Below are 23,315 nucleotides of genomic sequence, written 5' to 3'. Positions count from 1 at the left end.
CCTGAAAGGGTGTGCCTTGTGCGGCCCGGATGAACGCCGGATAGTCGAGCCATCATCAAGGAGCCCCTCATGCCCACCCAGCGTAACCCTGCCCTGCTGGCTTTTGCCCTGTGCCTGATCACCTTCGCGGTCAACCTGCAGGCACCGTTGTATACGGCATACGCCGAACTGTCCGGATACGGTGCCGGCGCCACTGCGATTGCCTTCTCGGGTTATGTGCTGGGTGTGTTGCCGGTACTGCTGTTGCTCGGTGGACTCGCCGATCGGATCGGCCGTCGAGCGTTGATCCTCGTCGCCCTGAGTCTTTCCATCCTCGCCACGCTGACGATGCTGCTCGCTCCCGGCCTGAAAACCCTGGGGCTGGCGAGATTGTTACTCGGCATCGGTACCGCGCTGGCGTCCGCCACAGGCACCGCATACATGAGTGAGCTGATGCATCGCGGCGATAATCATCGCGCCGCGTCCTGGGTCACAGCCAGTACCTCGCTGGGCTTTGGCCTGGGTGCTGCGCTGACCAGCGTATTTCTGCTCAACGGAGCGAGCCTCAGACCCGGCAGCTTCTATCTGCACCTGCTGCTTGCTTGCCTGGCCATGCTGGCTGTCTGGCGATTACCCGACCAGCCCCCAGCAGCGCGAGCGCCACTCCTGCGCTTGCCCTACTACCCTGCTGGCAGCCTGGCCTACGGCCTGGCAATCCTGCTGGCATGGGCCTGCGTAGGTCTGGTCATTGCCTTGTTGCCATCAATCCTCAAGCAACACGGACTGGCCAACTGGGCCGGGTTTTCGACATTCTGCGTAATCAGCTGCGGCTTGCTGTTCCAACCCTGGGCACGTCGATTGTCACCGCTGCGCGCCACGGCGATCGGGCTGATGGTGCTGCCCTGCAGCTATGCGCTGCTGGCCTGGGGCGCGGATCGCGGTGAACTGATCGCCGTACTGCTTGGCACCGTTGCCGCCAGCAGCGCCTGCTATGGCTTTATCTATCTGGGCGGCCTGTCGGCAGTGAACCACCTGGCCGGCAAAGAAAAAACCCGCGCGAGCGCAGGCTTTTTCCTGTTGGCTTACTTGGGCTTCAGCCTGCCGGTAATCCTGACCGGCATGCTGGTTGACCGCCTTGGCGCCAGTTTCGCCCTGCTGGTGTTTGGCCTGGCACTGCTGGTCGGTTGCCTGATGGTCGGAATGCTCCTGCTGCGCAGTCAAAAAAGCCTGCCGTCACCCGCTATTGCGCCGGTTAAATAGCGGTGGCGCCCCCATCGACGGCCAGCGCCTGACCTGTGGTGAACGCTGCGCCGTCACTGCACAAGTACAGCACCGCGCTGGCAATCTCCTCGACCTTGCCGATACGCCCCACCGGGTGCATGGCTGCTGCAAACTCGGCCTTGCGCGGATCTGCCTCGTAGGCGCGACGGAACATGTCGGTGTCAATCACCGCCGGGCACACGGCATTGACGCGGATTTTCTTCTTGGCGTACTCGACGGCTGCCGATTTGGTCAGGCCGATCACTGCGTGCTTGGAAGCGCTGTAGATACTCATCTTCGGAGCCGCCCCAAGACCGGCCACCGAAGCGGTGTTGACGATCGCACCGCCGCCTTGAGCCAGCATCAACGGCAGCTGATGTTTCATGCACAGCCAGACACCTTTGACGTTGACGCCCATGATCGCGTCGAACTCGGCTTCGCTCCCCTCTGCCAATCGCCCCTGCTCGATCTCGATACCGGCATTGTTGAAGGCATAGTCCAGCCTCCCGTACACCCCGACCGTACGCGCCAACAACTGCTGGACATCAGCCTCCCGCGTTACATTGCAGGCCACGAATATCCCCTCGCCCCCTGACGCGAGAATCAACTCGACCGTACCCTCGCCACCCGCGCTATCCAGGTCAGCCACCACCACCTTCAAGCCTTCTGCAGCGAACGCCAGAGCAGTCGCCCGGCCGATACCCGCAGCGCCACCGGTAACCAGGGCAACCTGGCCGAAAAAAGTCATGCTCATCGCTAGCTCCTGCAACATCGTGAGGTCTGTGGCCAGGAGTCTAGCCAGCGACGGCCCCTGCTTGGCAGCATCATCAGGGCGCCGGTTGGAGGGTCATCGGCTCGGTTTATTATCGAGCCAGGTTTGAATCACCCCGATGGATCACCCTCCATTCGCCAAGTGGGTATGCCTTGCCGGAATGCCTTTCAAGGTCTATCAACAAGCTTTGCCCTTAACGCGAGAGCCCAGCCATGACCTCCCACACCAATCGCCGTTTCCTCCTCGCCAAGCGCCCTGTCGGAGCGGTCAGCCGTGACGATTTCACTTTCGAGCACGTCCCCGTCGGTGAGCCCGGCGAAGGCCAGGTGCTGGTCAAAAACCTCTACCTGTCCCTGGACCCGGCCATGCGCGGCTGGATGAACGAGGGTAAGTCCTATATTCCACCGGTTGGACTCGGACAGGTCATGCGCGCGCTGGGCGTGGGTGAAGTGATCGCCTCCAAACATCCGGGCTATGCCATTGGCGATCACGTCAATGGCCCGCTGGGTGTGCAGGATTACTTCCTGGGAGAGCCCCAGGGCTTCTACAAGATCGACCCGAAATTGGCGCCACTGCCGCGCTACCTCTCGGCCCTGGGAATGACCGGCATGACCGCGTACTTCGCCCTGCTTGACGTCGGCGCACCGAAATCTGGCGAGACCGTGGTGATCTCCGGGGCCGCGGGTGCCGTAGGGAGCATTGCCGGGCAGATCGCCAAGATCAAAGGCTGTCGCGTGGTCGGCATCGCTGGAGGAGAACAGAAATGCCAGTACCTCAAGGACGAGCTGGGCTTTGACGGTGTAATCGACTACAAGGCCGAGGACGTGCTGGAGGGCCTCAAGCGCGAATGCCCCAAAGGCGTAGACGTTTACTTCGACAACGTGGGCGGCGACATCCTCGATGCCGTACTCAGCCGTCTGAATTTCAAGGCGCGGGTGGTGATCTGCGGCGCGATCAGCCAGTACAACAACAAGCAGGCCGTCAAAGGACCGGCCAACTACCTGTCACTGCTGGTGAACCGTGCGCGAATGGAAGGCTTTGTGGTGATGGACCATGCCGCCAACTACGCCAAGGCGGCACAGGAGATTGCCGGTTGGCTTGCAACCGGCAAACTGAAAAGCAAGGAGGACGTCGTCGAGGGCCTGGAAACCTTCCCCGAAACACTGCTCAAGCTGTTCAGCGGGGAAAACTTCGGCAAGCTGGTACTCAAGCCCTGATCTGGGCAACCACGTCAGCCAGAGCCTGAGCGGGGTTCGCAGCCTGGCTGATCGGGCGACCGATCACCAGGTAGTCGGAGCCGGCATCCAGGGCCTGGCGCGGAGTCAGGATACGGCGCTGGTCATCCTGGGCACTGCCCGCTGGACGGATACCCGGAGTCACCAGTTGCAGGGACGGGTGCGCGGCCTTGAGCGCGGGCGCTTCCAGAGCCGAACACACCAGCCCGTCCATGCCGGCTTTTTCGGCCAGGGCAGCCAAGCGCAATACCTGCTCTTGGGGCTCGATATCCAGACCGATACCGGCCAGGTCCTCACGCTCCATGCTGGTCAGCACGGTCACACCGATCAGCAACGGCTGCGGCCCGCTTCGCTTGGCCAACTCTTCACGGCAAGCGGCCATCATGCGCATGCCACCGGAGCAGTGCACATTGACCATCCATACACCCATTTCCGCTGCCGCTTTAACGGCCATGGCGGTGGTGTTGGGAATGTCATGGAATTTAAGGTCGAGGAACACCTCGAAGCCCTTGCCGACCAGCGCTTCGACAATGCCAGATGCGCTGCTGGTGAACAGCTCCTTGCCGACCTTTACCCGACACAGGGCAGGATCAAGTTGATCGGCCAGCTTCAGGGCGGCTTCACGAGTAGGGAAATCCAGGGCGACAATGATGGGCGTCTGGCAGGCGGACATGGGCTGGTCTCTTGGCAAGTCTTGAACGGCGCGCATTGTAAACGAAGCGGCGCGCCATGGGGGGCCGATGATCGCGAATTGGCCCGGTTCTGGACATCTCCCTATAATTGAACCAATGAATGATGCATTTGCTCATACATGAAGGAGCGGTGTCATTTTCCGCTCAGAGGAGAACTACATGCCCTGGTATGCCTGGTTGATTCTGGTACTGGCAATCGGCTCCATTGTTGGCGGCTTGATGCTGCTGCGCGACACTGCAAAAAAACTGCCCCTGACCGAGGAGCAGCTTAAACGCGTACATGAGCGCAACGCGGAGATGGATGCCAAGGATGCCGAGGATCGCTGAAGTTTATGCACGGCAAGAAGGCCGGCGGGAACCGGCCAAAGGATCAAGCTAGTTGACCGTCAACTTGTCGCGATTGCGATCGAGCAAGACCTTGCCAATGCCTTTGATCTCAAGCAGTTCATCCACGGATTCAAAGGCACCATGTTCGTCTCGATAGGCCACAATGGCTTGAGCCTTGGTTTTTCCAATACCGATCAGCGTGGCTTGCAGGGCATCGGCATCGGCGCTGTTCAGATCGAGTAGCGCGGAACCCTGCTGGGTTGCGACAATGGGAGCCGGCGTGCTCGCTGGAGATGCGCTTGGCGCAGCGCCAGCCGATAAGGAAATGCTCGCGAACAAGGGAAGTAGCAGGTAGGACAGAACGGTATTACGCATACTGTGACACTCCTTGGGGTTTCAGGGGCAGCGTTTCCTTGGCTGCCTCTGAAATCTAGACCCAAGGGCCGAAGAGTCAAACCAGTAGGGACAGAGAGTCGTTTCCAAATCAATCTGATATCAAGACGATCGCGGTCCCTGAGCCCTGACTCACAACAAGCTGGGCAAATCACCGGCCCATGAACAGGCCGGCGATGGCGCCAATCAGTAGACTTTGTCCTGCAACAAACGCTTCAAATATTGTCCGTAGCCATTTTTCGAGAGCGGTGCTGCAAGCCTCTCGAGTTGCTCAGCGCTTATCCAGCCCTGGCGGAACGAAACTTCTTCCGGGCAAGCAACCTTCAAGCCTTGACGGCGCTCGATGGTAGCGATGTATTGGCTCGCTTCCAGCAACGAGTCATGAGTTCCGGTGTCCAGCCATGCGTAACCGCGCCCCATGATTTCAACCGAAAGGCTGTTGTTTTCAAGGTAGGCCCGGTTTACATCGGTGATCTCAAGTTCACCCCGTGCCGATGGCTTGATGCCCTTGGCGATCTCGACCACGTCCTGGTCATAGAAATACAGCCCCGTCACGGCATAGCTGGACTTCGGCTGTTCTGGCTTTTCTTCGAGGCTGATAGCTGTACCCTGCGCGTCGAACTCGACCACGCCATAGCGCTCAGGATCGTGCACATGGTAGGCAAATACGCTTGCGCCCGCGGCCCGACTGTTCGCATTGCTCAGCAACAACTGGAAGTCGTGGCCGTAGTAGATGTTATCGCCCAGCACCAGCGCCGAAGAATCGTTGCCAATGAACTGTTCACCAATGATGAAGGCCTGTGCCAACCCGTCAGGAGACGGCTGGACGGCATAGGAAATGTTCAGACCCCACTGGTGGCCATCGCCCAGCAACTGCTCGAAACGCGGCGTGTCTTGCGGGGTGGAAATGATCAGGATGTCCTGGATGCCCGCCAGCATGAGCGTGGTCAAGGGGTAGTAGATCATCGGCTTGTCGTAAACCGGCAAGAGCTGCTTGGAGATCGCCAACGTTGCAGGGTGCAGCCGGGTACCCGAGCCGCCTGCCAGAATGATGCCTTTACGTTTCATTGCCGTTATTTCCCTTGTATTTCCGTCAGCATCCTTGCGACGCCCAAGCGCCAGTCCGGAAGCTGTAGTCCAAAAACCTGTTCAAGTTTATGGGTATCGAGTCGTGAGTTGGCCGGGCGGTTTGCTGGCGTTGGATAGTCGTCGGTAGTCAATGCCTTGACTGCATCAGCCTTCACCTTCAACGAGACGCCGGCCTTCTCGGCCAGCCCGAGGACGAAACGCGCATATCCACACCAGGTGGTTTCGCCCCCTGCCGCAAGATGGTAAAGCCCGCTCAACGCCGGCTTGGCACGCCATGCAACAATGGCATGGGCGGTGACATCAGCAATCAGCTCTGCGCCTGTCGGAGCACCAAACTGATCATCGATCACCCCGAGCGTGTCACGCTCGGTGGCCAGGCGCAGCATGGTCTTGGCGAAGTTATTGCCTCGCGCCGCAAAGACCCAGGAAGTGCGGAAGATCAGGTGCGGGCATCCGGATGACTGGATGGCACGCTCACCTGCCAGCTTTGTCTGACCGTAGACATTCAACGGTCCAACTGCGTCCCCTTCCCGCCATGGCGTGCAACCATTGCCAGGGAAGACGTAGTCAGTGGAGTAATGAACCAATAGCGCGCCAGAGCGCGCCGCTGCGTGTGCCAGTACGTCAACGGCTTGCGCATTGACTCTGTCGGCATGAGCCTGCTCGGATTCAGCCTTGTCGACAGCGGTATACGCGGCGGCATTGACAATGACATCGGGTGCCCAAGACCGGACCGTCTCTGCCAACCCCTGTAGATCCGCCAGATCACCACAATGGTCTTCACATTTGGAGCTCAGTGCCAAGAGCTCGCCCAGCGGCGCTAGGCTGCGCTGCAGCTCCCAGCCTACCTGGCCATTCTTACCGAGCAGGAGGATCTTCATTCGGCGCGCTCACCGTAGTTTTTCTCGACCCAGTCGCGGTAACTGCCGGATTGGACGTTTTCCACCCACTGCCAGTTACCCAGGTACCACTCGACCGTCTTGCGAATCCCCGTCTCGAAGGTTTCTGCAGGCTTCCAACCCAGCTCCCGTTCCAATTTACGAGCGTCGATGGCGTAGCGTCGGTCATGGCCAGGGCGGTCTGTTACGAACGTGATCTGTTCGCTGTAGGATTTCCCGTCAGCGCGCGGGCGCAGTTCGTCCAGCAGTGCGCAAATGCGATTGACAATTTCCAGGTTTGGCTTTTCGTTCCAACCGCCAACGTTATAGACTTCGCCGACCCTGCCAGCCTCCAGCACGCGGCGGATAGCGCTGCAGTGGTCCTTGACGTAAAGCCAGTCGCGGATCTGCTGACCATCACCGTAGACCGGTAGCCCTTTATTCCCCAAGGCGTTGACGATCATCAACGGGATGAGTTTTTCCGGGAAGTGATACGGTCCATAGTTGTTCGAGCAATTGGTGGTGAGTACCGGCAAACCGTAGGTGTGGTGGTACGAGCGAACGAGATGGTCGCTTGCCGCCTTGCTTGCCGAGTAGGGGCTGTTGGGCTCGTAACGGTGCGTCTCGGTGAACGCGGGCTCATTGGGAGCGAGGGAGCCGTAGACTTCGTCAGTGGAAACATGCAGGAAGCGAAAAGCCTGCTGTGCCTCATCAGGAAGTGCTTTCCAAAAGCCACGTACCGCTTCCAGCAGACGGAAAGTGCCGACAATGTTGGTCTCGATGAAATCTTCCGGGCCATGGATCGAACGGTCAACATGCGATTCGGCGGCGAAATTGATCACTGCACGAGGTTGATGCTCGGCCAACAACCGCTCCACAAGCATCGTGTCGCCAATATCGCCGTGAACGAAGAGCTGCCTGGGGTTGCCATCGATGGAAGCCAGACTCTGCAGATTGCCCGCATAAGTCAGCTTGTCCAGGTTGATGACGAGCTCATCTGATTGAGCTACCCAGTCCAGAACAAAGTTGGCGCCGATGAAGCCGGTTCCGCCGGTTACTAAGATAGTCATTTTTCTGATCTTTTCAGTAGTTTCGTAAGAGTGATGGCGGAATATCCTGGCCAGGCACGGCCTGCTGCGCTCAACGCCCTTGAAAGGAATAGGAGTAGGCCCACCACACTTCACTTGGAAAACCAGGGGTCCAGCACTTACCAGGCGCTAGGCTTCGCGAGTGGCATTGTACTGCTAAAACGGGTCGTTTGCTGGAGAGGTGATGTCAGGAACATTCAGTCGAAACACTCAGCCTCTGCCAGCAGTTTGCCCAGTTTATCTTTATCAGATAACTGTGGTTGCTCGTTCAATGGCCAATCAATAGCGACCTGCGGGTCGTTCCATGTAAGGCAACGTTCGTGGGCTGGCGCATAAAAATCCGTCGTTTTGTAGAGAAACTCAGCCCGCTCACTGAGCACCACGAAACCATGGGCAAATCCGTCTGGAACCCAGAGCTGATGCATATTTTGCGCCGAAAGACGGGCGCCCACCCACTTGCCGAAGGTGGCTGACGAACGCCGTAGATCGACTGCGACGTCGAACACTTCGCCCTCAACCACCCGCACCAGTTTGCCTTGGGGTTGCTGAATCTGGTAGTGCAATCCACGCAGTACTCCTTTGGCAGATGCGGAATGGTTGTCCTGTACAAACTCTACGCGCCGTCCGACAGCGTCCTCGAAAACCCGCTGATTGAAGCTTTCGAAGAAAAACCCCCGCTCATCACCAAACACTCGAGGTTCAAAGAGAATAACGTCAGAAATAGCAAGTGAGGTGGCTTTCACAAAAAATCACCAAATTTTATTGTGCAGTTGATTAAAATAGGCAAACCACAACTGACCAGTTTACACCGCGTACTGCCAGCTCTGTAAAAACCCATAATGCGCGCCTCGTCTTTGTTGTTTCAGAAGGCATTCTTGTTTATAAATCCTTTGAAAATCGTCATCAGGATAATCTTAAAATCCAATCCCAACGACCAGTTATCGATGTACCAAAGATCGTACTCGACACGCTTTTGCATTTTATCTAACGTTTCTGTTTCACCCCGATAACCACTGACTTGAGCCCAGCCAGTAATACCAGGTTTAACCTTGTGCCGTTGCATATAGGACTCTACCAACTCTTTGTAATATTCATTATGCTCCAGTGCATGCGGGCGCGGCCCTACGATCGACATACGTCCTTGCAATACGTTAAAGAACTGGGGCAATTCGTCAAGACTGGTGCGCCGCAAAAAAGCGCCGACCTTCGTCACTCGTGCATCATTACGGGAAGCCTGGGTTACCCTCCCTTCGCAATGAACCACCATCGAGCGGAACTTGTAGACCTTGAAGCGCCTGCCATTAATCCCCGTACGATACTGTTTGAACAGGATCGGCCCCGGCGAGCTGACCCTGACGGCCAGAGCTATAACCAAGCAGACAGGAAGAATTAACAGGCTAATAAGGCCGCCAACTAACAGATCTTCTGCCCGCTTCACAACTCGAATCGGGCCATCAATTGGACTGCAACTCAGGTCAAGTGAGTACAGCCCGGCGATATAACTTACCTTATGGTTGAATAAACGAATATCACCCCAGTCAGGAATGAATCTGACGGCGACAGTATGATGGCGCAAAGCAAAGAGAATAGAACGGATGGCTCCGCCATCGCTTAGCGGTAGGCAAAGCCAGACTTCATGAACACCAGACTTGTCGACTTTTTCAGCCAGTAAATCCAACCAGCCGATGTCTTGGCTAAACGCAAGATTTTCGGCGATATGGAAACCATCTTCTGCGAGCGTTTGCCCGCTGCTCAACTGATTGGCAGACTGCCCAACAACATCAACCAACAGTACATGCTTCAAGTTCCGCCCGGAGCCTCGCACACGCCGCAACAGCAAGAATACTGCGAGGCGCAGCAGCAGGGACAAGGAACCGCCCGTCAACAGCATTACGCTGAACCATATACGTGAGTAGTTACTGGAGACTTTCAGCAAGAATGTCAACGACATCAAAATGCCTGCGGCAGAGAGCCAGCAAACTATCAGGATACTCAACTGACGCCAGATTGGCTGGCCCCGTTGCGAACCGTAGCCCCCCCCCAGAGCCAGACAAACCACAACCACAACAGCCGTAACCGTGACCGCCGTATTGTAGCGGCCAGACATGTCAAACTGGCTAAAGCGGTAATGATAGGCAAACAACCCCGCGACAAAGACAATGATCATGTCCATCAAGGCGATGAAAAAAGGAACCGGATAGCGCTCTGCGAAAGTAGGTTGGTACCTGTGAGTGGTTTGCATGTTATGGAGTATTCCCCGCTGTGTGTGACGCTTAGCCTGCAATACTCTGTCCCCAGCCCCCTGCCTTGGCATACGTTTCATCAGCTGAAATGCCGAAACTGCTGGAGTTGGCGACTCACCCGCGAAGCCGACCGTAGCCACACGGCGTGAAACTTTCCCATAAACCACCCACCCAGCTAGCTCAGGTGTTTTAGGCCTGGGGGAGCATTAGAAATACATCTAAACTAGCTCAACATATCTAACGGGAGCTCGCATGGCGATCGCCCGGCCGTACTGGGCGCGCCAAAAGAACAGCCAGTGGCAGCCAGAACACTGTCCAATAGGTCCCCGGACGGCTATAGATCCGCTCGACATCCGTGAGCATAGCAATGAGCGCGAAAACAAGCACCGGCACCGCCAGGCGCACAAAAGGATCATCGCGCAGCTTCCAGGCCTTCAAGCCTACCACCAGCAACCCTGCGGCCATCAACGCCACCGACACCAGCCCACTGTCGTAGATCTGCTGCAAGTAGAGACTATGAGCATGCGGCGAAACAGCGTCCTGTGTCGGCCATTTGTACTCGAACGGTGTACCCAATCCATAACCGAATAGCCAGTGGCCAGGCATCAGTTGGAAGAAGTACTCCCAGATAGGTCCGCGCCCAGAGAGCTGTCGCACCTGCACTTCTATCAACAAACGATCCCAAAAATGGAAAATCGCCAACGTCAACAGCAATGCTCCGCCCCCCGTCAGCCACCAGCCCCGTTTGGAACGCTGCAACAGGACAACCATCCCTGCTGCGCCTAACAGTGCAAACCAAGCGCCTCGTGTGTAAGTAAGTAGCACATAGATCGTCAGTACCCCGAAAACTGCCAGCCAGAAAAGTGCACGCAGCAAGGAAGTGCGCCGCTCCAAAGCGACGCCCAGCGCCCAGACAGCCACAGACCCATGAAAAATACCTGCAACAACCGGCCAGCCGTAGTCGGCAATGTCCCCAATACCCAAGCGGTAGAGCCTATAAGCTCGATATTCCAAAGGCTGACCCAACCAGAGAAACTGATAAACAATCGTGATCAAGGCACCTGCTGCAACCACAACCACTGCGCATAAAATCGCGTTTCGTAAAAGTTGCGCATCGCGGTCATGCAACATCTTTACTGCCAACAGAAAACACGCCATGTATAGACCACGCTTGGCCAACGATAGTGGGGCTTCGGCGCCAGTCGCCCATTGCGTGCTCAGTGCCATCCAGGCCAACATCAACAGCCAAGGGTAGTACTCGAAGGGAATTCGGATTGAACTGCGCACCAGAGCAACGCACACCCCGTAAACTAGTGCGGGCAAGAGCAGCCAGATATACACCTGAGCGTTACGTGCACTTCCAGATTCAAACCAGACATACCCGCTGACCAAAATGAACACCCCTAGCGCGAGAGCCCAACACAGTGCACGCTCCCACTTCCCCCCACCGATAAGGCAACTCAATCGATCTGACACACAACTCTCCGCCATCGGCTAGGACGCGCTCCTAACCTGTTAATCAATAGGCTGCTTTTCCAGTAAACCCTTTGAACACAGTCCAAAAAATAATCTTGATATCTAAGGCCAAGGTCCAGTTGTCAATGTACCATAGATCGCACTCCACTCGCTTTTGCATCTTGTCCAGCGTATCGGTTTCCCCCCGGTATCCGTTAACCTGCGCCCAACCGGTGATCCCCGGCTTTACCTTATGGCGCTGCATGTACGATTCGACAAGGTCCTTGTAGTAGTCGTTATGCGCCAGGGCATGTGGGCGCGGCCCAACGATCGACATGCGCCCTTGCAATACGTTGAAGAACTGGGGTAGCTCATCGAGGCTTGTACGACGCAAGAATGCACCAATGCGTGTCACCCTCGGATCATTGCGCGTCGCTTGAGTCACATCCCCCCCGCCCTCCTGATGTACGACCATGGAGCGGAATTTGTACACCTTGAATTTTCGCCCATTGATGCCCGTCCGGTATTGCTTGAACACCACTGGCCCTGGGGAGGAGAGTTTGATTGCCAGTGCAATGCACAGGCACACCGGCAAGATCAGCAAGGATATTACACCACCGATGACAATATCTTCGATGCGCTTGAGAATTGCCGCCGGCCCGTCCATCGGGCTGCAACTGAGGTCGAGCGAGTAGACCCCTGCAATATTACTGACCTTGTGGTTCAGTAACGGTAGGTCGCCCAGTTCCGGCATGAAGCGCACTGCTACCGTATGGTGACGTAACGCATACATAACGGAACGCAGGGTTGTATCTGCCGACAGCGGCAAGCACAACCAAACTTCATGCACCGCCTTCTCGTCCACTAGGCTGACCAGAAGATCCAACCAGTCCGGATCGATGGAAAAAGGCAATCTGCACGCAACCCGAAAACCGTCTTCATCCAGCGCCGTACCACTGTGCAATTGCAGGGCGGCGCTGCCACCAGCATCGACCAGCAAAACTGACTTGAGATTTCGCCCCGAAGAACGCAACTGCCGAAGGCCGAGAAACATCATGATGCGAAAGGCAGCAGTGAAGGCACTGCCGGTCGCGACAAAGTACAGGAACCACTGGCGTGAAAACTCTTCCGAAAGTTTCAGAAAGAACGCAACGCTTAGCAGGACTCCAATGGCCACCAGCCAGCCAAGGTACATCCTGCCCAGTTGGCTGCCAATCGACTTACCACGCCAAGACCCGTACAAGCCACTGCCCCACAGGCTGATCATCACCACCAATGCGCTGATCATAACGGCAAATGGGTAACTGCTGGAGAGCTGCCAGACGTCGAATCGCCACCAGTGCGCCAGATGAGCTGCACTGACTACCAGTAGAAAATCCGCAATCGCGGCAACCATTGCCACTGGATAGCGTTCGGCAAAGGTAGGTTGGTAACGCGTTGTGTTAAGCATGACTTAGTCACGGTTCCCTGTAATGTGAAGTCTTATGATGCTGCGGTTCTGCAGACCGCTTTATGCCCCTGGAAGCCAGTGGGTATTTACGATGTTCGTGGCACAAACAGCTATTTGCTTGGATGCCAGTCGATTAACAAGCTCTCATACTCTTGCAGAATACGCCCCCAGGTGAACCGCTCAAGGAAGCGGTTGCGACTTGCGGACTTCATCGCCGCTACGGCCTCTTCATCGACCAGCAATCGATCAAATAGCGCCTCGCAGGCACCTTCATTAGCAAAATATGCGGCTTCAGGTCCTGCCACCCAACGATTGAAATGGTTGTCGTGCGCGATCACTGCGCAACCTGCCCCCAACCCTTCGACCAACGAAGGGTTCGTGCCGCCAACACGGTGACCATGCAAATAAAAACGACTGAAATAACGCAACGCCTGGACGACCGGCGCTTCGTAGATCGCGCCTGGAAATAACACCTCGCTACTGGCTGCGTCCATCACCTGGCGGTGGTAGGCATTTGCCTGTGGGTTGAAGTTGCCCAACACCACCAGACGGTGATTACGGGTCTTGGCACTGAACGCTCGAACCATTTCCAAGAAAGAGTTCTCGGGCTCTGGCCGTGCAATGATGACGGAGAACTGACCGGGTTGTAGAACAAAACGATCCAGCAGACCGGCATCTGCTGCCAGCACTTCATCACCACCATAGGGAATCATGGTGATTTTCTCGGCCGATACACGCGTAGCAAGGTGATCCTTGATCTTGGGATGATCGGCGACCAGATGGTTACCAATCCAGCACCCTGCTCGCTCGTTCAGCCAAAACCAGGTTTTGGCGACTTTTCCCCACTTCTCTCGGCGCCACTCAATGCCATCCATGTTGATAACATTGACTTGACCTTTGAGCCGTTGTAGGAAGTTAAAAATTGCGGTATTGTAACCCAATGTCAAAAATAGTCCACGCTGGGAAAGTGCATGATATGTAGCCTTCCAGTCAAATACGATAGTGCCTGTGGCACCCGCTTGACGAACAGGAATGTGAATGCGCCGCACCCCCTTCCAGTAACTTTCCCTAATGGCGCCCTCGCCATCTTCCTGGCAATAAACAGTAACTTGCCACCCCTGAGTGACAAGGTAGGGTGCTAGTTTTTCAGCAAAAGTTTCAAAACCGCCATGCTGGGCGGGCACACCCCTGATCCCCAGGACAGTGAGGCTACGAGTACTCATCAATTCGATCCGTTCAAAACTGAATGGTAGGCATGAAATGTCTGCTTTGCCGCATATTCCCAACTATATTCCGAGCTTATAAGCTCACGAATTTGCGGATTATAGTCATTGCTCAGCGCCAGGTTAACAGCCGAACGCATTGATGCTTCATCAGCAGGGTCGCAATAGTATGCATAACCCCTGAAATAATCTTTAACCGAACCCTTGGCCGAGACGACAATATTACAACCGGCGTAGGCCGCTTCCAAGCTGACCAAGCCAGGGGTCTCAATCCAGCTGGTCAACACATTTGCCTTGGCTTCGAGCATATGCCGGAAGACTTCTTCCTGTGACAGGTGAGAGAAAAACTCGACATTGCCTCGACGTTTAGCCAAGGCCTTGAGTTTCTCGAAATACCCTTCGCTATTCGGCCCAGGATTACCAATAAAGCGAATGGTAAACGTTTCGTTCATCACCGAACGCAGGAATCCCAACTGGTTCTTTCGAGCGTCAATGCGCGCAACGAACGTGACTAGGTCGTTGCGTCGGTTAATTTTTGCAGCAGCAACTGCGTCGAAAACATTTGTGTCTACTGCGTTATTGATAACCCTGTAACTCGGCTTCTTGACGTTCAACCTCGATGCAAGCGCCTCGAACTCTAACTCGGAGTTAGGCAACAACATGTCCATCGACTGAACAATCTTGCGCTGTGTATCAATGTAGTTATTAAAAACACCCTTCAGGTAAATTTTTTCCCGCCGCAGCAGAAATTTTGCAACTGCCTTGGCACGTTCAAAACCACCAACACCGAAGAGGCGATAGACCAATGATTGAAGGGGGGGGGCGCCGTTGGCCGCATAGTCGTCAAAAGGCCAATAGATGGTAGATAGCACCCTTTTGGTTGAGCACCCGCTCCGCTGAATCTCTTGAAGGTATTCGAGGATATCGTAGATCCAAGTCAAATCAGTCAAGTGCAGAATGTCATAGGCTGCATAGTCAACACCATAGGGTGTTGTAGTCAAATCGCAGTGAACACCAAGCTTCTCCAAGCCCGCTTTGGTTTTCAATATCTGTATCTGTGCCCCGCCTGGCGAACTGTGAAAATTATGACGAACACAAAAAAGCACTTTCATCCCTACACCCCTAATTAGCCATGTCCGTCTTAGCCCGCCGACTCCGCAGATGCCGAACAATCAATATCGATACAATCCAATACAACCAGAACGAAATAGACAAAAACTCGTGCGTCGCCACCTGAACAAAAATAAGGTAATAAGCCGAGTAAAAGAATAATAATTTCGAATGCGGTAGCAGATAAAACAGCCACGCAACGAAAAAGCCATAGACAACCAGCAACCCGACCAAACCAAAATTTAGCGCAACAAAGAAAGGTCCGGACTCTACATAATAAAAATCAGCCCCATGAAGTTGAAAGTAAACCCCCTCATAAAACGGGTCTCCGAACAGCATAGCGATTGTATTCTGTCGAACGAAAAAATCTACTAACAGCTCCATCATTTCAAATCGTGAAGAAATGGTTCCTGAAAATACCAGCACATTAGAAAACGCAATGAAAAACAGGGCTACTGCAACCACAGCCAGAGAAAAAGTTACCACACTCCTTATAACTCGCCCCCCTACCAGCAAGGTCAAGAACAACATCCAGACCCTGTTGAGCGACGTAAAGATCGCCAGAGTATTAGCCAGTCCAATCAGTAGCTTCACCCCTCCACGAATTGTCGAGCCGAAGTACAGCAGCATGATAAGTGCAAGGGACGACAGGGTCGAGTAGGTTTGAGGAGTCGTCGCAAAACCTTTAGCGGCGTATACATCCGGCATCCCCTTACCCCACAGCGGCTCCACCCATTCATTTAATCCCAGAGTATAGGAAGCACCCAGTAAGGCCACACCAACGAGCGCGTGAATCGTCAGCGGATAGATAAAACACACCGACAAGTCTGAACGCTGATTGGGGATAAACAAAACCACCATCGAGGTAACTGCGAAGAAAAATAGAACAAGGTAAAAATCAGATTTCGTCGACAACTTTCCGGCAGACATCAAAAACACCAGAAACCAAAGCGCAGAAAAAAGCGTGATTACTAGAAACCGTCTGCTGTAGAAACTGGCAGTGCGGAATCCTCCCAGCGCAACGACCAGGCCGAACAGCAGAAAACACAGCTTGTCCCCACCAAACGGAACAAAGGTGTTTCCCAATGAGAAAAAAACCAAAAGAGACAGTAGAAAAACTTCTGCACTTCGCCGCTTCATCTAAAGCCTTCTCGCCTGAAAACCATGACACTCGATAGCAGCAAGAGCATCGACAATACGGCTTCTGCGACCAGAAGCGAATAGACCGCACCCAACCCGGCATAGGCACCAATCATCACGTAGGCCGCTGCGACAAAAACCAGCGCCGTTACATAAAAGCATTTTGCGTAGACACGAGGATGACCACCCGCAGTCAACAACTGAGTGCCCAGTACGTTGTTGATAACCCCCATCACAATCCAAGCTGAAAACAGCTTGAAATATGTAAAGCTTTGCTCAGGGTAATTAAAAAAATCCAAGAAGAACGAGTATGACAACAGAAAAGCGAGCGCAACAAAAACGCCCACTGTCATAAAGGCACCCCCCGTGAGCAGCACCGAGCGAAGCCCGACCTTGACCCCCGCTCCGAACGCACGGCTATTGATTGGATAAATTGCCTGACTCAATGGAACAAACAGACTGCTGACTGCCTTGACGATACGCTCAACGCTGGCGTACACCCCAACTACCGAGCTGGGATAGTTTGCCCCCAACCACAACGTACCCCCATTGGTAATCACCATCGATGACAGTGTTGCCGAGAAAATATGCCAGCCCTCTCGCAACTGCCGCCCGACATTCAAGTCCGCCACCGGCACCTTGAGCACAAGCCCAGCCTGAAAAATATGAAAGTACACTACCAGCATCACAAGAAACGCAAAAAACGCTTGCGAATAAAATACAACATACAAATCTCCCGGCCCCTTCACCAACAGCACAACCGGAATACAGGAAAGCACTTTACCCGTCACATTGAAAAAAGTGACTCCACGAAACGACTCAAGTCCCTGAAAGAACCAAACTGGAGTTAACGACACAAAAACGGCGGATAAAACTGCTGGCAGGAAGATATTCTGATCCAATCCAATCAACCAGAAACATAACACGCAGACTAATAAAACCAGACTGGCAACTAGGAGTTTGGAAAGCAAAACCTCCCAAAATACGCCCGAGACAAAGCGCAGGTCTCCTTTATTCTGCGCCACCGCCCGGCATCCGGTTAGAGAAAAACCATAATCAATAATCACTTGAACATAGGCGGCAACAGCAGCACAAATTGCGTAGACACCAAAAGACTCGACCCCCAGAATCTTTACGAGATAAAAGAGAACTACCAAGGGAACAACGTAATTACCACCATGCACGCATAGCAAATAGGAAGAGTTACGCACAACCCTTCCCAAATCACTTTCCAGCCAGCGGCTAGCGAGCGGCATTTTTAAAACCGTATAGTGCCTCGGCGATACGTGCACATGCCTTGCCGTCACCGTAGGGATTATGCGCATAACTCATTTCGTTGTAGGACGCTGAATCAGTCAGTAGATGATCAAGCTCGCGAACGATATTTTCCGCATCCGTGCCTACTAGCTTCACCGTACCCGCAGCAACCGCCTCAGGACGTTCAGTGGTGTCGCGCATAACCAACACCGGTTTCCCGAGAGACGGCGCCTCCTCCTGAATACCACCGGAGTCAGTCAAAATAATGTGGGAACGACTCATCAAATAAACAAAAGGTAAGTAATCCAACGGTGCTATCAAGTGGATATTGTCGATACCGGAAAGCAGGCGATTGACCGGCTCTCGTACATTCGGGTTCAGGTGTACTGGATAAACAATATCAACATCCGGGTGTTGACACGCCACCGCCCTAAGAGCCTCGCAAATTCTTTCAAAACCACCACCAAAACTCTCACGACGGTGCCCAGTGACCAAAATCACCTTTCGCTCAGCATCAACGAACGCAGAAGGTGCAGCCGCCTCGACCCGCAGCTCTACATCCTCTTCCAAACGTTCGACCACATCCAGCAGTGCATCGATGACTGTATTACCGGTAACCAAAATACTTTGCGGATCAATGCCTTCACGCAACAGATTAGCCCGAGAGGTCTCGGTAGGCGCGAAATGCAAGTTGGCCAAGGCACCGGTCAGTTTGCGATTTGCTTCTTCTGGCCATGGGGAATAAATATTTCCTGTACGTAGACCTGCTTCCACATGAGCGACAGGGATCTGCTCGTAGTAAGCCGCTAAACTTGCTGCAAACGTAGTGGCCGTATCACCATGTACCAGCACCACATCAGGTTTGAACTGACTAAATACCGTCTTCATACCCTGCAAAATTGCCGTGGTCACGTCGGTGAGATCTTGACCTGGCTTCATGATGCTCAAGTCGAAATCTGGCTCGATGGAAAATAAGTCCAGAACCTGATCGAGCATTTCCCTGTGCTGCCCTGTGACACAAACCTTTGCCTCGAAACGCTTATCGCTCGCGAGCGCAAGAACCAAAGGCGCCATCTTTATTGCTTCAGGTCGAGTGCCAAATACACACAGGGTCTTCACGTAAAATGCTCCTTGAGTCGGCTTCTGACTCAACAATAAATTCTATTTTACTATCGTAATTCGGTGATCATGCTCGATAACTGTAAGCGTTGCTCGCATATGATCTGCTTGAGCAGAACGCAGTAGACGAGACTGTTAGGGCTGCTGACGCAGTCAAGGCCAAATTTTCAGGTAGCTCAACGGCGGATTCGACACAGGAATAGGGTTCCGGCTGCCCTCCCAGGATCGCGAAGCGGCCAGCCGCCAAGGCGCAGCGGAGCACATCAACTGAAGAAGGCACATACCCAAAACAAGCATCGGCTTGATCTTGATTTGCACATTTTTCGTCGAGGCATGCACGCGCCATCGCGGGCCATCGCTGCCCCCACAAATTCGCCACCTCTGAGAAAAAGCCGACTTTAGAGAGATCAAAACCGAAATACTTATTGCTCGCCACACCGAAGCCCGATCGTATGAGTTTGAGCGGATCAATTAGCAGCAATGATGATGCACTGACTCATCGCCACCGACTAGCGCCCACCATTCCGGGCAGATGCTGAGGAAAGGATTGTGACATTTTCAGCACCACGAAGCCACCCTGAAGGTGAAGCCGCATTCTTTCAACCTGCCACGAAATCGTTACGACGAACGCAAAGAAACAGGCGTCTTGAGCAACAAGTTGCGACCAAAACCCAGCACCAACCCCAGCATGCTCCCTATCACCAGCGCCAACACCACTACCAACAACTTCTTAGGCTTAACAGGCTGATCCGACAGCTCCACGACACCATCCTGCCGGTAAACTTCAATCACTTTCGGATCAACACTCAAGCCACGGTAGAAGGCCAAGGCAGCCTCTTTTGGTCTGATTTTTTCGATGAAAGGGTCATCAGACTTACGGCTTTTCAGGTTATTGATTTCCGCTTCCAACGCCTTGCTGCCCCGCATATAAGCCATCGAGCCCTCGGTCATAGCAGGTGAGCTCGTGGAAAAGCTACTGGAAATAATCAACGGCCTTTCTAAACCAATCGACTTGGCCACGACCAGCGCTTCCTGCAACTGCACAACCTCATCCTCACGCTGTTTACGCATACTTTCCTGGGCGATCGTGACTTGCTGTTGCAGGTTATTAGCCTTGACCGTCGCGTCACTCTTGACATTGGTAAGCACTTCTTTTTTAGCCAAGTCTCCGGCTTTTCTAGCGTAATCCACGACCCACTCAGCTGCACGCTGCGGAAGTTCAGCATTAGCGCTCACAACGAAGCGGTCAGGAGTGTCCTTGGCCGCAACAGCCACAGTCAGCACCTTGTTGAAATCATTATACAACTTATCCTGCGACCCCTTACGTTTCTCTTCAGGCAGCGAAGGCAAGTAGACTTTCTGAAAAAAAACACGACGCAAAGACTCAGACTGCAGGCGCCTCAGATAAACGTCGTAGACATTCTTGATCGTAATAACCTCAAGCCCAGTATCCGCGCCGCGCCCACTATTCAAGTGCGCGATATCGTTTTGCGTGGGCGGCTCGATAAACACCTTTGACTCGTAAACAGGTGTAGCCAACAACACATAGATAAGTGCAGAGAGCGTAACAACAGCAGCCACAGTAAAAATAACAATCCTTTGCTGCCACAAACCTTTGAGCAACTCGACCAAGTCATTTTCGTCTTCAATCAAACGTTCTTTAGCGTTTGTCATTTATTTAACTTTCCTTTCCGTCTCATCGACTATTCACGACCTCTACAGCAAGGCGCCCAACAAAAACCAATCTTACAAATAGAGAAACAAAAATCAGCTATACCGACAGATATTACCTTGCTTACTTTTTCACCCTGAAAAGTAATCATTATAAATGATCGTCGCCAGCCTAACTAACTCGGCCAACCAAAGATGCAGGTGATTTTGACTTTCCTTCGACCTTCAAGGTTCCCTCTTCCCGCCGCCAACCATCGGAAAACTGCAGTAGAAATTGAATGATTGACCAATGGTGGACACCAGCAATTCAGCTTGTGTAGCTGAGGCTCACGCGCCGACGCGACGCCTTTTTCGCAAAGCGAGAAACGCACCAATCAGCGGACCTATCAGCAAACCAACCAACAACACCAGCACAACGAGCACCGCCACTGGCATTTCGGGTGCAGTCCAACCGAACAGCGTCAAAGCAGCAGTTTGCTGATTTTCAAGCACAAACAACAAAATGACGGTGGCCACTACCACCACGAACAAAACCGACAGCAAACGCTTAAGGTTGTGCATAATAATTCCTATTTCAGACAGCCTTAAACCTGCGACCCTTCATCTTCATTCACCCGATCCCGCAACTCTTTCCCCGGCTTGAAGTGCGGTACAAATTTACCGTCTAGGCTCACCGATTGACCAGTCTTCGGGTTACGCCCCACTCGCGGTGCGCGGTAATGCAGGGAAAAGCTACCGAAGCCCCGGATCTCGATCCGATCACCAGTAGCCAAGCACTGCGACATTTGCTCAAGCATAGTCTTGATGGCCAGCTCGACATCCTTGGATGAGAGCAGCCCTTGATGGGTGACAATACGTTCGATCAGCTCCGACTTCGTCATATTTTTCCCTTCTTTATCAAGCAGCTAGATCATTGCTTCATAGTTTTTAGCATGACCTGAGAGATTTGAACAGGGCGCTTATTGACTTAATCGAAGAATCTTGCGTAGCCCCCGTCAAGGATAAACACCCCTCTGCGCGCGACATCATCACAAACCCAGCCAGCACAAGGGTTACAGCGAGCCACCCTCTAGCAGAACAAGGCCAAACGCCAGGCACAAAAAAGGGCGACCGAAGTCGCCCTTTTTCTATCCAAGCAGAACTTAGTTCTGTTTGGCCATTGCCTGACGCAGCAGCGCAGCCATGGTGGTGTCAGCAGCAGCTTCCGGAGCAGTTTCTTTCAGGCTCTGGATAGCTTCACGCTCTTCAGCATCGTCTTTCGACTTGATGGAGAGGCTGATCACGCGGCTCTTACGATCAACGCTGATGATCTTGGCTTCGATCTCTTCGCCTTCCTTCAGGACGTTACGCGCGTCTTCAACGCGGTCACGGCTGATTTCGGAAGCCTTCAGAGTGGCTTCGATGTCGTCGGCCAGGGTGATGATGGCGCCTTTGGCGTCAACTTCTTTTACAACACCCTTAACGATTGCACCCTTGTCGTTCGCTTGAACGTACTCGGAGAACGGATCGCTTTCCAGCTGCTTGATGCCCAGCGAGATGCGCTCACGCTCTGGATCAACAGACAGGATGACGGTGTCCAGCTCGTCGCCCTTCTTGAAGCGACGCACGGCTTCTTCGCCGACTTCGTTCCAGGAGATGTCCGACAGGTGAACCAGACCGTCGATGCCGCCGTCCAGACCAATGAAGATACCGAAATCGGTGATCGACTTGATGGTGCCGGAGATCTTGTCGCCCTTGTTGAACTGGCCAGAGAAGTCTTCCCATGGGTTCGACTTGCACTGCTTGATGCCCAGGGAGATACGACGACGCTCTTCGTCGATGTCCAGAACCATGACTTCCACTTCGTCGCCGACTTGTACGACTTTCGAAGGGTGGATGTTCTTGTTGGTCCAGTCCATTTCGGAAACGTGCACCAGACCTTCCACGCCTTCTTCCAGCTCTGCGAAGCAGCCGTAGTCGGTCAGGTTGGTTACACGCGCCATTACGCGAGTGCTTTCTGGGTAACGAGCTTTGATAGCAACCCATGGGTCTTCACCCAGTTGCTTCAGACCCAGGGATACACGGTTACGCTCGCGATCGTACTTCAGAACCTTGACATCGATCTCATCGCCAACATTGACGATTTCCGATGGGTGCTTGATACGCTTCCAGGCCATGTCGGTGATGTGCAGCAGGCCATCGACGCCACCCAGGTCCACGAATGCGCCGTAGTCGGTGAGGTTCTTGACGATACCCTTGACCTGTTGGCCTTCCTGCAGCGATTCCAGCAGAGCTTCGCGCTCGGCGCTGTTTTCGGCTTCCAGGACACTGCGACGGGAAACGACAACGTTGTTGCGCTTCTGGTCCAGCTTGATGACCTTGAATTCCAGCTCTTTGCCTTCCAGGTGGGTGGTGTCGCGCACTGGGCGGACATCAACCAGGGAGCCCGGCAGGAACGCACGGATACCGTTAACGTCGACAGTGAAGCCGCCCTTAACCTTACCGTTGATAACGCCCTTGACCACTTCTTCGGCGGCGAAAGCTGCTTCCAGAACAATCCAGCACTCGGCGCGCTTGGCTTTTTCACGGGACAGTTTGGTTTCGCCAAAGCCGTCTTCGACCGCGTCCAGCGCAACGTGAACTTCGTCACCGACCTTGATGGTCAGCTCGCCAGCTTCGTTGTAGAACTGCTCGAGCGGGATGACGCCCTCGGACTTCAGGCCAGCGTGTACGGTAACCCAGTCGCCGTCGATGTCGACAACGATACCGGTGATGATCGCACCCGGCTGAAGATTGAGGGTTTTCAGGCTTTCTTCAAAGAGTTCTGCAAAGCTTTCGCTCATTTTAATTCCTGTAGATTAGGGCGAGACATACGCCCATCAGCCACATTCCAGACAATGTGGGTTTCGTTCATATAAAAGGAAAGCCAGCAGGACGTTGACTGGTGCCCCTGCT

22 protein-coding genes are annotated in these 23,315 nt (G+C 54.0%); 3 read left to right on the top strand and 19 right to left on the bottom strand.

All coding sequences use genetic code 11. From position 1 onward, the window contains the following. Positions 1-69 precede the first annotated feature (69 nt). Positions 70-1,239 (top strand): MFS transporter, encoded by a 1,170-nt coding sequence (locus ABVN19_RS03330; protein ID WP_028943696.1) that lies wholly within the window; start codon positions 70-72, stop codon positions 1,237-1,239. On the opposite strand, the gene ABVN19_RS03325 is transcribed toward ABVN19_RS03330, so the two are convergent. Next, entirely contained in the window at positions 1,232-1,993 is a 762-nt protein-coding gene (locus tag ABVN19_RS03325; RefSeq protein WP_028943695.1) for an SDR family oxidoreductase, read from the bottom strand. The two genes, ABVN19_RS03330 and ABVN19_RS03325, sit on opposite strands and share 8 nt — an antisense overlap. A 230-nt stretch (positions 1,994-2,223) precedes the next feature. Here ABVN19_RS03325 and ABVN19_RS03320 point away from each other — a divergent pair, with 230 nt between their 5' ends. Continuing rightward, on the top strand, positions 2,224-3,228 hold the full coding sequence (locus tag ABVN19_RS03320; RefSeq protein WP_028943694.1) for an NADP-dependent oxidoreductase: 1,005 nt from the start codon (positions 2,224-2,226) through the stop codon (positions 3,226-3,228). Here the strand turns inward: ABVN19_RS03320 and pyrF are convergent. Next, complete coding sequence (gene pyrF / locus ABVN19_RS03315) at positions 3,218-3,919, bottom strand: orotidine-5'-phosphate decarboxylase (protein WP_028943693.1); 702 nt, start codon at positions 3,917-3,919, stop codon at positions 3,218-3,220. The genes ABVN19_RS03320 and pyrF overlap by 11 nt on opposite strands. Positions 3,920-4,097: 178 nt before the next feature. Between pyrF and ABVN19_RS03310 the strand changes: the two genes are divergently transcribed. Further along, positions 4,098-4,265 carry a DUF2897 family protein gene (locus tag ABVN19_RS03310; protein ID WP_105641739.1) on the top strand — a complete coding sequence of 56 codons (168 nt, stop codon included), beginning with the start codon at positions 4,098-4,100 and terminating at the stop codon, positions 4,263-4,265. 48 nt (positions 4,266-4,313) lie between these two features. Here ABVN19_RS03310 and ABVN19_RS03305 read toward each other — a convergent pair whose 3' ends face one another. From ABVN19_RS03305 to rpsA, 17 genes are all read right to left on the bottom strand, one after another. Continuing rightward, a complete protein-coding gene (locus ABVN19_RS03305; RefSeq protein WP_105641738.1) occupies positions 4,314-4,640 on the bottom strand; it encodes a helix-hairpin-helix domain-containing protein in 327 nt (108 codons plus the stop codon). Positions 4,641-4,844: 204 nt separating this feature from the next. Continuing rightward, positions 4,845-5,726, bottom strand: coding sequence for a glucose-1-phosphate thymidylyltransferase RfbA (gene rfbA / locus ABVN19_RS03300; protein ID WP_105641737.1), 882 nt, complete (start codon positions 5,724-5,726; stop codon positions 4,845-4,847). A gap of 5 nt (positions 5,727-5,731) precedes the next feature. Further along, positions 5,732-6,628 (bottom strand): dTDP-4-dehydrorhamnose reductase, encoded by an 897-nt coding sequence (gene rfbD / locus ABVN19_RS03295; protein WP_105641736.1) that lies wholly within the window; start codon positions 6,626-6,628, stop codon positions 5,732-5,734. Continuing rightward, positions 6,625-7,695 (bottom strand): dTDP-glucose 4,6-dehydratase, encoded by a 1,071-nt coding sequence (gene rfbB / locus ABVN19_RS03290; protein ID WP_105641735.1) that lies wholly within the window; start codon positions 7,693-7,695, stop codon positions 6,625-6,627. Before rfbB ends, rfbD begins: the two co-directional genes overlap by 4 nt. Positions 7,696-7,910: 215 nt before the next feature. Further along, on the bottom strand, positions 7,911-8,456 hold the full coding sequence (rfbC, locus tag ABVN19_RS03285) for a dTDP-4-dehydrorhamnose 3,5-epimerase (protein ID WP_105641734.1): 546 nt from the start codon (positions 8,454-8,456) through the stop codon (positions 7,911-7,913). A gap of 119 nt (positions 8,457-8,575) precedes the next feature. Then, positions 8,576-9,955 carry an undecaprenyl-phosphate glucose phosphotransferase gene (locus tag ABVN19_RS03280; RefSeq protein WP_105641757.1) on the bottom strand — a complete coding sequence of 460 codons (1,380 nt, stop codon included), beginning with the start codon at positions 9,953-9,955 and terminating at the stop codon, positions 8,576-8,578. A gap of 238 nt (positions 9,956-10,193) precedes the next feature. Beyond that, complete coding sequence (locus tag ABVN19_RS03275) at positions 10,194-11,357, bottom strand: O-antigen ligase family protein (protein ID WP_158259227.1); 1,164 nt, start codon at positions 11,355-11,357, stop codon at positions 10,194-10,196. Between the two features lie 118 nt (positions 11,358-11,475). After that, positions 11,476-12,861, bottom strand: a complete 1,386-nt coding sequence (locus tag ABVN19_RS03270; RefSeq protein WP_105641732.1) for an undecaprenyl-phosphate glucose phosphotransferase — start codon at positions 12,859-12,861, stop codon at positions 11,476-11,478. Positions 12,862-12,971: 110 nt separating this feature from the next. Next, the gene (locus ABVN19_RS03265; RefSeq protein WP_105641731.1) at positions 12,972-14,084 is read right to left on the bottom strand and encodes a DUF1972 domain-containing protein; all 1,113 of its coding nucleotides are present in this window, start codon (positions 14,082-14,084) and stop codon (positions 12,972-12,974) included. Then, positions 14,084-15,196 (bottom strand): glycosyltransferase family 4 protein, encoded by a 1,113-nt coding sequence (locus ABVN19_RS03260; RefSeq protein WP_105641730.1) that lies wholly within the window; start codon positions 15,194-15,196, stop codon positions 14,084-14,086. Before ABVN19_RS03260 ends, ABVN19_RS03265 begins: the two co-directional genes overlap by 1 nt. A gap of 10 nt (positions 15,197-15,206) precedes the next feature. Continuing rightward, entirely contained in the window at positions 15,207-16,334 is a 1,128-nt protein-coding gene (locus tag ABVN19_RS03255; RefSeq protein ID WP_105641729.1) for a hypothetical protein, read from the bottom strand. Beyond that, positions 16,331-17,590, bottom strand: a complete 1,260-nt coding sequence (locus tag ABVN19_RS03250) for an oligosaccharide flippase family protein (protein ID WP_158259226.1) — start codon at positions 17,588-17,590, stop codon at positions 16,331-16,333. The genes ABVN19_RS03255 and ABVN19_RS03250 overlap by 4 nt, the downstream gene beginning before the upstream one ends. Continuing rightward, the gene (wecB, locus tag ABVN19_RS03245; protein ID WP_105641727.1) at positions 17,577-18,710 is read right to left on the bottom strand and encodes a UDP-N-acetylglucosamine 2-epimerase (non-hydrolyzing); all 1,134 of its coding nucleotides are present in this window, start codon (positions 18,708-18,710) and stop codon (positions 17,577-17,579) included. The genes ABVN19_RS03250 and wecB overlap by 14 nt, the downstream gene beginning before the upstream one ends. Positions 18,711-19,328: 618 nt before the next feature. Further along, complete coding sequence (locus ABVN19_RS03240) at positions 19,329-20,384, bottom strand: Wzz/FepE/Etk N-terminal domain-containing protein (RefSeq protein ID WP_105641726.1); 1,056 nt, start codon at positions 20,382-20,384, stop codon at positions 19,329-19,331. 324 nt (positions 20,385-20,708) lie between these two features. Next, positions 20,709-20,942, bottom strand: coding sequence for a lipopolysaccharide assembly protein LapA domain-containing protein (locus ABVN19_RS03235; RefSeq protein ID WP_105641725.1), 234 nt, complete (start codon positions 20,940-20,942; stop codon positions 20,709-20,711). A gap of 23 nt (positions 20,943-20,965) precedes the next feature. Next, on the bottom strand, positions 20,966-21,262 hold the full coding sequence (gene ihfB, locus ABVN19_RS03230) for an integration host factor subunit beta (protein WP_105641724.1): 297 nt from the start codon (positions 21,260-21,262) through the stop codon (positions 20,966-20,968). 261 nt (positions 21,263-21,523) lie between these two features. Then, complete coding sequence (gene rpsA / locus ABVN19_RS03225) at positions 21,524-23,203, bottom strand: 30S ribosomal protein S1 (RefSeq protein ID WP_028943677.1); 1,680 nt, start codon at positions 23,201-23,203, stop codon at positions 21,524-21,526. Between the last annotated feature and the right edge of the window lie 112 nt (positions 23,204-23,315).

The organism is Pseudomonas vranovensis, assembly GCF_040438935.1.
Classification (GTDB): domain Bacteria; phylum Pseudomonadota; class Gammaproteobacteria; order Pseudomonadales; family Pseudomonadaceae; genus Aquipseudomonas; species Aquipseudomonas vranovensis.
The sequence above is the reverse complement of the archived record's forward strand: the minus strand, read 5'-3'. Positions and strand labels throughout refer to the sequence as shown.